Annotated in this window: 1 protein-coding gene (running past one end of the window); it reads left to right on the top strand. The window is 69.0% G+C overall.

Going from position 1 to position 12,044, the window contains the following annotated elements:
- On the top strand, positions 1-12,044 hold the end of the coding sequence (locus ACWCO8_RS01525) for a hypothetical protein (protein ID WP_451030394.1). It extends 41,536 nt beyond the left edge of the window; 12,044 of the gene's 53,580 nt are visible here — the last part of the coding sequence; its start codon lies off the left edge, out of view; it ends in the stop codon at positions 12,042-12,044.

Raw genomic sequence — 12,044 nt, 5'->3', positions numbered from 1 at the left:
GGGTCGCGACCACGGGCGGCGGTTTCTCCGTGGGGGGTGCCTCGGGCGGCGGGTCGCGGTTCATGGCCGGCTTCGAGGGCGCGGTCGGTATCGATGTCACGGTGACCCGGTCCCGCCCGCCCGCGCCCGAGCAGGCCCAGCCGCCCGCGACGGTCACGGACGGCGGCGACGTCGTCGAGTTGACGACCGTCCGGTCCACGACCGGGGCGCCGGAACAGGGCCGGGAGGCGGATCCGGGCACCGTGGAGGAGGGCCGGGCCGGCGAGGACACCCTCGCGCCGGTCGCGCTGAACGTGCGGCTGATGGTCGCCGACGACCTGCTGGAGGAGTGGGGGCCGGACGGGGAGTGGCACGACTCGGTCGGCATGCGCTCGCACCTGGACCCCGACACGCGGATGGCCGAGCGCGTGCTCGACCCGGACCGGCAGGAGCTCGTCCACGAGCCGGACGAGAACGAACGCCCGCCGCTGCACACCCTGTTCATGGCGGACACCAGCCGGATGCACGCCAAGGTGGAGGAACTCCTCACTGAACTGGACGTGGATCTCGAGCCCTCGGAGCGGGTCGGTCTGCACACGGCGCTGAACGCGATGGGCTCGCGCGTGGAGGACTTCATCGGCGGCAGCTACCCGTTCTGGACCCGCACCGTCGGCCGGGACGCGTTCGGCGTGCCGACCCGGCTCGAATTCCAACTCCGGGCGACCGTCAAGGACATGACGACCAGGGGAGTCAGCCAGACGTCGTACCAGTACGACCACACCCTGACGACGGCCTCGGTGAGTGACAGTGCCACCCGAGACCTGGTCAACTGGAACGTATCCGCAGGTGCGAACGCCTCCTTCACCTCCGACCCCCGTCCCGACGGTTACGGCGGCACGGCCGAGGAGCGGAACGCGGCCACCGACAACTCACACACTCCGACCGTTGGTTACCGCTACGGGGAAGGAACTCCGCGCACTCTGACGGTGAGCGCCGAGGGGCAGAGCGACCGGGTCGACATCGTCCTCGGTCCTCAGGAGCACATCTACGCCCGGATGGACTACCGGCTCGTCGCCACGCTCTCCTCACGCAGCCCGGTGCCCCTGGGCGGCGATCCGGCCACCGCGCGCACCTACGGGGAGCGCACGGCCGACCGTCTGATCGACAACGCCCACGCCCTGCTGGTCATGCCGGCCGGGCTCGCGGAGCAGATGCGCGCGCGAGCTCAGGGGCGCGCGTCGACCGGGACCGCCGAGCCGGGGCCCTCGACATCGTCCCCGGAACTCCCGGAGCTGTCGGTCACGGGCGGCGAGGGCCCGTTCCCCACCACCCATCCGGCCGACGGTCTGGGGCACGCGGTGCTGCACGACGTCCCCGATCTCAGGCCGGTGGTCGAGCAGGCCCGGCGCACCTTGTTCCAGCAGCTGGACCCCGATCACGCCGAGCTCGTACTGACCCGCCTGCGTGCCGCTCTGACAACCCGGCAGGGCACCAAGGCCGCCATGGAGCCGATGGCTTCGGGTGTCTTCCGGATCGTGGTGCCCCATCGGGGTGCCGTGTCCACGGCGCTGGCCGTGGTCACGGCCCGGGTCGACCTGTCCAACCCCCGCCACACGGGAGACGCGGACGCTCTCCACGTCCTCGAGGGCAAGAACGTCCGCCGGGAGGACGTGTCGTACTCGACCTCCTACGCGTGGTCGCACTCCGGCAACGCCGGCTGGAACTACGGGCACGCGCTGCACGACCCGACCCAGCCCGTGGTGGACGGCGGCGGCGGTGTCGGTTTCGGAGCCGCCTACGGGCAGGGACGCAATCTCGGTTCCTCGCTCGGTCAGACGCGCAGTTCTGGTCTGCTGCACGTGGACACGCCCGCTCTGGTGGCCTACGACGTCCGGGTCACGCTCTCTCTCGACCACTACTGGGGGGCGACCGCGTCGACCGGTGTGATCGGCCCGATGCTCTCCCTGGTCGGCAAGCACACCCGGCACCAGCTCGCCGAGTCGAACCTGTCGGGCGAGCTGACGCTGGCGCATGCGCAGCAGTTGATGCAGCCCGCACCTCCCACGGGCACCGACCGGCCGGCGCCGCGGACGGTTCCCGCGCACAGGGCCGGGCCGCGCACCGGGCTGCGGCCGGTTCCCGAGGACCTGACCGAGTCGTTCATCGGCACCATCGGCGGACTGCGTGAGCTCGTGGCCCAGGCGGAGAGCCTGGTGGAGGAGAACGTGTCCCCGGCGCTGGGCAGCACCGGCTGGCACGGGGCCCGCGCCCACCTCGGAAGCCGTATGGCCGCCGTGTTCAGCATGGCCTTCATGCACCAGAGGGCCGTCCACCTGCTGAGCGGCGGCACGCTCCGCGTCCCCCTCACGGTCCCGGGCATGTTCACCAGCCAGGGGCTCACCCTCGTCCTGTCCCTCGACCACGACGACCTGAGCGCCATCTCGACGCACGGCGCGGGTGAGGGGACGATCACCGGATCCATCGTCAAGGACTTCCGGCGTTCGCACCGCTCGGTCGGCGGTGCCGTCGACGCCGCGCTGCGTCTGACGGGTTCGGCGTCGTTGCGTTCCGGTCTGGCCTCCGAGGGCCCGGACGTCCTGCGGCCCGGTGTCGGTGCGGACGTGGGGCGGAGCCGGGGGATCGGACAGAGCGGTGGGGGCCTCTCCAGCATGCTGGAGAGCGGGGACAAGTCGATGGGCACGCTGGGCGAGGAGCTGACCGACCCGGACCAGCGCAAGTTCGCGCACCTCTCCGTGGGGCGGGCCCGCTGGAACATCGGCCTGGAGCTGTCCGGCGGTACGGGAGCCGGTGTCCAGGTCACGGTGGAGCAGGACGCCCTCACCTTCTTCGCGCCCGAGGAACGGGCCCAGCGGCTCCTGGCGCTCGAACCGACGGCCATCACCGAGCCCCTCGTGGGCGGGGAGCCTCCCGCGCGAGGCGTCCAACAGCTGATGCCGGGCAGCTGGGGCGCCCCGCGCGGGGGCAGCGACGTCGAGTCGGAGACGGGGCGGCCCGCCGCGCCTCGCTCCGAACCCGCCACCGTCCCGGCCGAGTCGAACCTGCCCGCGGCCGAAGCCCTGACCGACCTGCGCCCGGACGGCGACGTGGAGCCGGGAACCCGGGTGGACACCCGGCACCTGCACCCGGCGGAGGACGGAGGGCCCGAGCCCGTTCCGGCACCCTGGGCGGCCGACCGGGTGCGCTTCCTTCTCGTCGAGATCGACGACGACGCCGTGATGCTCAGCGACCAGGACGGGATCACGGAGCAGTACGCCCCCGACCAGGCGGCGCAGCTCATCGAGGACACCCTCCGGCACGGCCGCGAAGCCGGAGCGGTCCCCGCGGCCTACGTCCTGGTCGGCGAGGGAACCGGCGACGGCCGGCCGGACCTCGCCGACCACCTGTCCTACAGGTTGCGCACACCGGTATGGATCTCCGCCGAACCGTCACGCCTGGAGGCGGGCGACGACGGGATCGCGCGCGTCCGCACCGAGGCGGGCGCCGAGTGGGAACGCGTCGACCCCCCACGGTCCGAGGACCTCGGGGAGCGGGAGCAGACGGACGGCCCTGGGCCCGATGACGACCTCGGAGGCGACCCCGAAGCGGAGGGCGAAGCCAGTGGGGCCATCGACTCCCCGACGTTCCGGCCGCCGACGAAGGAACGTGTCGTCGACTTCGCCATGAGTGCGATCGGTGGGCATGCGATGGATGTGCAGCCGAGGGCGTTGTGGGCGAAGGCGGAGATGGAGCGGGCGGCGCTGCAGGGGCCGGATGCGCTGAAGGTGTTGGCGCGGAGGCTGGCCGGGGAGACTCCGAAGCGGAGTCTTGCGGGCGAGGGCCTGACGAATCTCTACCTGACGCCTGACGGGCTCACCGAGTTGAGGGCGAGGGTCCGTGTGGCGCTCTCCGAGGATTCGTTGTGGGAGCAGGTCGGTGCGGGGCGCCAGAACGCCGCGGTGGAGCTGGTGGCCCACGAGTACTGGTCGCACGGCGTCGGCGCGGCGGCGAAGCTGGCCGACCAGCTGCGGGACGAGGAGGTCCTGCGGACGTCCCTGTCGGATCCGGCGCTGCTCAGGACCGGGTTGGAGGCCGCGTACGAGGTCATCGAGCGGCACTACGCGGGATGGTCGACGCTCAGCCTCAGCGACGCCGAGCGGCACCAGAAGCTGATGCGGATCGCCAACGATCTGCATGGGCCCGGAAACTCTCCGGAGGCCGCCGTCGAACGCGCGAAAGGCTGGGACGCGGAGCATCCCGGGTCGCTGACGCCCAAGACGTTCCAGTTGCGGGTGCTGGACACCGCTGTGCCGCATGCCAAGGTGTTCTCGTTGCTCGCGGACGACGAGCGCGCGTACAAGCCCGACCGATGGAGACTGCACAACCCCGACGGGGCGGACTCCGCGGTGTTCCATCTGAGCCCGAAGGACCCGAAGGGTTCGCGCAAGATCCTGGACACCAAGACGCATCAGTGGAGCGGGCCCACGGCCTATCTTGACCTGCACGCGTATCCGGAGAGCTTTTTCCCTGCAACGTACGAACACGGACACGTCCGGGTGCCGCCCGAGACGATCACCGATCTGCTGCGGAGGATGCCGGCGTTCACGGAATTCCTCGACCACTGGAGGGCGCAGGACAAGGAGCCCAACATTGTCATCGTCGGGTGCCGGGCGGGCAAGCAGACTGTGCTGGCGACCCTTGCGGCGCAGGCGGTCGCCGACGCTCTGGACAGCGCGAACACGTTCGCCTCGCCGTACGAGGTCTTCCTCATGCCGTCGGGCGAGCTCGCCGTCTCCCCGGACGACCCGGCTGACCAGGTGTCCGAGACGCCCTTCATCCGGTTCAAGGCCGCTTCGTCGGGGCGGAAGCGGGTAGCCGTGGCGTCCCCTCTGTTCTCGGGTGCGATCTCGCTGGACGGTCCTGGGAACTCCCGGATGCGTCTTCCGTTTGTTCCGGACGACGCTCTCAAGAAGCTGATCGAGGACCGGACTCCGGGTGGCAGGCCGTTCGTCGTCCACGCCCAGGGCTTCGGACCGCATGTGAAGGTCTATGACCCCGTTAGGAAGAGCTTCGGCGAGAACATTGGTGAGCGGGAGTTGGCGCGGTGGATCCGTGAGATCCCGGACGCCGGCGGAGAGTTGTACGTCGAGGGCCAGCCTGTTCTGTTGCTCTGGGACAACGCGGGCTTGGGCGATGTGGCAGAAGTGGCGCCGGAGGGAGCTGACAACGCGGGAGACGTGCTCGCACGGACGCAGAGCATGGCGGAGCGTCTCGTCCCGGCACTGAACGCGTACGTTTACGCTCCCGCGGGCCGGGTGCACCAGGGCGACCTCAACGGCCGGCTCGAGCCCGTGATCGCCGTGGCCCGCCCGGGCGACGTCGTACGCACCGGTGACGAGAACTGGCAGCCGTGGAAGGTCTTCCAGCCGGCCGACGACGGTCCACGCCCGGAAGCCCCCGCGCCGTCCACCGGCCAGTCTCAGGAATCCGCCCCGGAGTTCATCCCGCCGCAGGGACCCCCTCCGCTCGACCCCACGTCGGCCGAGTGGCTGCGGAGCCGTAACGTGCACCTCCACGAGAACGCGGCACCGCTCACGACGGGCTTCATCCCGCTGCCCGCACCTCGTTCCGCACACACCCAGCACAACCCCTGGTCCCGCTACGTTCCCCTGACAGAGGTCGACTTCACGACGATCCGAGCCAACCAGGACGGCACCCCGCCCCAGTACCGGTATGACGAGAGTCTGCTCTTCCTCGACCTCGAAACCGACAACCCGAGCGTCCTGGACCAGGTCTTCGCCAACGGGATCCCGCCGACGAGCGAGGGACCCCTGCCGGACCTCGTGACGTATCTGGTCGACCCCGAAACCATGGGCTATGTAGCCACCAGCCGCTCCGACAGCACTGGCGGCGCGGAGGAGGGCGTGGGCATCCGACTGTTCATCGACGCCCCCGGCGGATTCGACATCCTCGCGACCTTCCCGGATTCGGAGGGGACGGACTTCGAGGACACCGTGCTCCACCCGGACAGCATCGCGCCGCGCTTCATCGTCGGCGCCGAGATCGTGAACGGAGCGGAGCTGGACAGCGAGACGGGCCGGTACACGACGCCGGTCACCTTCGTACCCAACCCGCGGTACTCGCCCACGCACCGGCCGGCGATCAGCATCGCCGCGCTTCCCGCCGACAGGGTGCGCGACGAACAGCGCCGGTTGCAGGAGACAGAGCCGGCCGTCTTCACCGAGACGTGGGCGGAGGCCGGGCGCATCGTCGAGCGTCACTTCCCGGACGGGCCCTCGGCGACCGCCCGACGGGACTGGGCGCAGCCTTGGGTGGCCTACGCCGTCCACCTCTACCGCGCCCATGGCTCGGCCGTCGCCGAGCAGGTGGCGGCACGGCTGAACGACCGACTGAGCCTCGCGTCTCCCGTCACTGTCGAGCCGGACCGCGCCTCTCACCGACAAGCGGAGATCGTGGAGGAGGTGCGGCAGAAGGTCGGGCCGCGCATACCCCGGGCGTTGGATCTGCCGGGCCTTGAGCAGGCGGTCGCGGATGTTCTGGCCGCTCACCCGGGACAGAGGGGCGAGGGAGCGGGCAACCGGGCCGATTCCGGGCCGGCGCGGCTGTCTACGGACGCCATGACCGAGCAGGAATGCCTGATCCTGCTGCACGCGCTCCGGGACAGGCTGTTCCCGGAGGGCGTCGCCCCTGCCGGGCCGCGTGCCGTGGACGACAGCGTGCTGGATGTCCGTCCGCAGGAAGGTCCCTTGGCTCTCGGCGAGGGCTGGAAGCGCGTCGGCTCCTGGGGATCCGTGAAGTCCGCAGTCGCGGCCACCGGTCCTGGCAGCGTCGCGTTCGTTCTCGCCCGACGCCCCAACGACAAGGGTCATGCCTTCGCCGCGTACGCGCTTCCCGTCGGCGACAACGGTAAGGGAAAGACGCGCGTCGTCTGGGTCGACCTTCGAGACCCGAGCCGGCGGCACATCAGGAACAAGCCTCCGCTCATCGCACCTTCCGAGGCACGCGCGATCGTCGTCGACGGCACCGCCCGGGTCGCCGCCGACGCCCTCCCCGGCCACATCGAATCCACCTCACCGGAACACGTACTGGTCGACCCTGCCGTCATTCACGAATTGGGCAAGATCGGCTGGGAAGTCGAGTTCGAATACATCCTCGAAGGAGTCGGTCTTCTTCCCAAGAAGGTAGTGGCCAGGCATCCCGCTTCCCAGTTTGAGATCCTCACCGACGAACGCGAGTTCTTCCGCGGCCAGGACGACATCTGGTACAGGACGCGGGAAGAGGCGGTCGAGGAATCAGGGGGAGTTTCGCGTTCGGAAATAAAGTTGATCGCCGAGTTGGTCACTTCGCCGCTGGCAGTGCTGGAGGAGGACGCCGGGTGGGTGGACAGCCAGGTGGGGTTCGACCTGCACGTGCGCACCCGTCAGCTCCTGGAGAGGACCGACCGAGAGGGTCGATTCCCTCTGGCTGAACTCCTGACCCCGGAGGAAGGCTGGGAGATGGCGCATGAGACGCCCGTCGAGGTCCTTCCGTCTCCCGCGGGAGCGGGCCATGCCGCCTACACCCAGTTCACCGTCGGCGTTCCCGCCGCCGGACTCGGCCCCCTGCTCCAGCTGGTGCGCTCCCACCTGGAGTACCCGTGGTTGGGCATGCTGATGGACGAGGGACGTGGCTTCGCGGACCGTCTGGCCGCGGACTACGCACAGCGGCGGCTCGGGCAGCTCGGACGACCGGTGACACCGGACGAGGCGCTGTTCCTGACCGATCTCCTCGGTCTGGACGAACTGCACGGCTACGCATGGCTGGCCTTCACCCATGTCGCAGCTCTCCCCCTGTGGAAGAGGAGCGGGTACAGCACGCTGGCCAAGAACATGCTGGCGGCCGCGTCCCGGACGCCCCTCGATGTCCTGCGCGGGTCACTGGACGGAGAGGTCAAGGACTTCCTGCGGGACCACGAGGCCGCCATCACGACCTTGTTCGAGAACCACGTGCGCAAGCTCGCGGACGAGTTTCGAGTGGCCTTCCCCGAACACGCGGACGACACGCAGCAGATCCTGGAGGAGACCTGGAATCAGGGGACGATATCCACGAGGGACTACCTGGAGACGGCTCTTCTCGGCTCTGCCCGGTCCGGCGCCGAGGTCACCCAGCATGCCTTGCTCGCGATGGAGGACTACCCGGACCTGGACGACAACGGCGGACGTATGACCGCCAACCCGCTGGCCCTGATAGAACTGCGCTACTTCAGCGCGGACTCCGCCCGACCTGCCGCGGGCCAGGACCGCCGATACCTGACGGATGCGGTCCTCCAAGGGGCTTTCGACGAGATCAGTGATCTCGCGGTCGAGGCCTACGAACAGGCCGGCCGCATGAGGCTGTCCCCCGAACAGGCCGTGCACGTTCTCAACCAACCCCTGGTCGTCCAGGTCGCCGATGTCTTCGAACGCACAGGCAATCTGGCGCAGCCCGACTCCGAGGGCAACCCGCACCCCGTGCTGTCCACCCTCGACAAAGCCCTGCTGGCCAAGGAGGTATCCGCCCACGCCAGGAACGCCCTGCTCCAGTCGTCGGACATCGGCCGGCGGCTCAACGAGCTCCACACGAATCTCCAGTACGGGCTCGCCTCCCTTCCTGCCGGTGTCGCCCCCGACATCCGGACGAATTTCGAGCAGGCCGCGGAGGCCGTGAGCGAAGCCCTCCGCACCTTCGCCGCCATGGCACATCAGCCGTGGCAAGTCTCCTCCCCGTCCGCCGAGTCGGTCTCGGAGGGCGAGGCCGAAGTGGTGGCCCTGCTGGAAGGTCTGTGGCGCCGGGAGTACGAAGGCACGCTGGACCTGGACCTGGTGGCCGGCACCGTACTGCACCTGCGGCCCGGCAGCGAGGTGGACGAATCCCACCGCATCGCCGTGCTCGACCTGGTCGAGGCAGTCATCGGTGCGGGCCGGGCAGCCGAGTTGACCTCCCTGGCCGACTTGTCCCTCCACCACCTGATGCCGCTGCTCGCAGGGGGCTCCCTCTTCCGCGACGCCCACGGCCGACCCGGCCGGAACTGGGCCGTCCACGACGCCGCGGCGGACCTGGGCACGCTGGTCACCGACGAGGTCCTGGTCCCCGATGCCACCCCAGGCCAGCTCACGTACGACGTGTTGACGCCCGCACCCTGGGTCCGTGCGAAGGGCAACGCCTACCCCGTCCTGCTGCGTCGGGACGAGTTCGGACTCCTGCTTCACCACGCCGGCACCGACTACCACCTGGGTGACGAGGAACTGGCGCAGCTGCTGGCCCGTGATCCCCTGCTGGAAGACCAGCCCACCGCTGTGCATGTGGTGCTTGCCGGATCCGGCATGGGCAGCGGCCCGTTGACGGCCCCGCGCGCGGTCGCGAACGCGGTGGGCAGGCCCACCTGGTCGTACACGAGCACGCTCTTCCCGCGCGAGGTGGTCCAGACGGGCCCGGACGGAGAGGAGACCACCCGTCTGCTCTTCGGCGCGCACCGTGACGACCGGCGGAACGTGCCGACCGGAGTATGGGTCAGGTCCGATGTCGGCGACAGCCACCTGTTCCCCGGCCTGAGCGGGCCGACCGGCCCGACCGACCCCCTGATCAGCGACCCCATGGTCGACGGCGACGGGCGCGCGATCGGTCGCGCCTCGCTGCCCCCGGACTTCTGGGCCGGGACCGAGCGCTTCTTCGGAACGCTGAACTCCGTGCGCACCCACGGCGTCATCAACGTCGCGGCCAACGCGGTCGTACGCTCCGGCCTCCCGCTGCCCTGGGCGGAGCGTGGCGAGCAGCCGTACTTCTTCAGTGCCCACGCCGCCAACCAGACGGTGCACGTACTGCGCAGCGACGGCAACGAACACCCGATCGACCGCGGCGACTTCGCGCAGGTGCTACGCCGTCGGCCCAGTCTGTCCGGACGCCCGGCGGCCGACCCGGTCGTGCTTCTCGCATGCAACTCCGAGCTCCTGCTCCCCGATGAGGATCCGCTCACCCACCTCACCGTCGGCGGGCAGCTCGCCAACGAAATCGGTCGCCGGGTCTACGCCTCGAACGCCAAGGTGACCATCATCGTCCCGTGGCGAGCGCCGGACGGAAGCCTCCGCGAGGCGTCCCTGAACCTTCGCAGCGATGTCCCCGACCCGCGGTGGATCGAACGGCGACCGGAACCCGACCAGGCGCAGCTGCAGCAGCTGGTCGGCAAGAACGGGATCCCCGACGTGGAGACCGCGCTCCGCCTGGTTCGTCTGGTGCGGCACGTCGACGGGGCCAGCATCGAGGACCAAGTGGATGGCCACTTGAAGGCCATGACCCTGTACGCGACCTTGGAGACCCGGCGTAGGGCGCACCCGCAGTTCGCCGACCGGCCGCTCACCGCCGCGACCATGCACGCGTACGCGGACTTCCTGCTGTCGTCGCAGGACACCTCCGAGGCCGGGCGCGACAACCCGATGAGGAACGTGCTGCAGCGGCTCCTGGAAGCCACTCGGCCGACGCCCGTCCTGCCGCAGGCGAACGCCGGAACCGCCCCTGCCCCTGACGAAGTCCTGCCCCCGGGATTCGACCTGTCCGCACCCGAGGCGTCCGTGCGGAGCCAGGCCACGGCCCCCGGCGCGGCCGGGATGGTCAACAGCGCGACCTCCCCCATGCTGTGGCCGGACGAACTGACCGTCGCAAGCTACAAGGGGACGGCCGTACTGGCGGTGTCGGATGGCTCAGAAAACACTGCCGTCATCAAGATCGACGTCGAAGCAGACAGTCCCCACAGATTCACCTTCTTCTATGCGAACACCTTTGTGCGGAGAGTTCTGGGGGTACCGACACCGCACGGCCGCCTGTATTCCGCGAAGTCCCCGAGCGGCCAGAAATTGAATCAAATCCTGCGTCCGATCACCGCAGAAAAGTCGCAAGAGTATTGGGGAGAGGATGCCGATCCGGACTCATTCGATGATGAAATCCGAGACGACATGAACGCCCGGAAAGACCTGATTGTATCCGCCGAGGAAGAAGAACGGGACACCTTCTTCGTCATGGACCGGGCCCCTGGAGTCGCGATCGAACGCATCGAGGAGGAGGGGCGTTTGGCTCTCCTCGATGATGAAATCTCTCTCAATCAGTACGGTGCGATGCTCGTCGAGGATGCTCTCATGGGTGAGGAAAAACGCTTCGATGCGCTGCGCACGGACAACGTCTTCTACGACCCTGCCGGTTCGCCGGGGAATCGCTTGACGGCGATCGACAGTATGTTCAACCCGCAGGCGCAGGGTGAGGATCCCCTGACGTCCAGGCGGCTGCGACTCCTGTTGGGTGTGGTGGACGACCGACAGCTCGCGAGCAACGTTGACGACCTGCTGGATGCGATTCTGGTCGACAGCTTCGGGAACAGTGTGCGCGAGGAGTACCCGGACAGCCTCGTGAGCACGGCGGGGCGGTACATCGCCGCAGGTGCCAGGCGGGCCCTCGCCTCTGTTTATCCCAATTTCATGAGGGTCAGGGATTCAATGAGGGAGGAGGTCCGCAATGTGGGCATCGAGGGGGGAATAGGAGATCCTTCAGGAGGTGCCCCGGTAGACGATTCGTTCATCGAGAAACTCGCCGAATATGCGCACATGGTGTCCCACCTCCACGACCGAGGAGTGGCGCAGGAAGTGCTGCACGTCTACGAGGAGGTCAACGCATCCCTGGGTGCGCCTGTCACTGTCTGGGAGTTCGTTCGGGCCATGCGGGACATCCCTCTCGGTGAGGGGGGCGATCCTGTCGCTCGCGGGCCGGCCGTGGAACGGGCCGCCGCAATCATCAGGGGATTCCGCAATTTCAGTATCGATGGTCTTGGCGAGCCGGTGACTGCGACGAGCCTCTTCGATTCAGTGAATGCGACCCTGACCAGGGGCGGAGAAGCCCGAGCCACCGCCGCGGAGTACAACCGCGCCATGGCTGAGGTACTTCCTCTCGGCCTCGGCGACGAGATGGATCTTGATGCTCAATGGCAGGCCGCGGCACGTGCCGCAGCGATGATCCGAGGGTTCCGCGGCGATGCGGCGGCGACGTAG

It is taken from the genome of Streptomyces sp. NPDC001927 (genome assembly GCF_053594455.1).
This window is presented reverse-complemented; position numbering and strand designations above follow the sequence as displayed.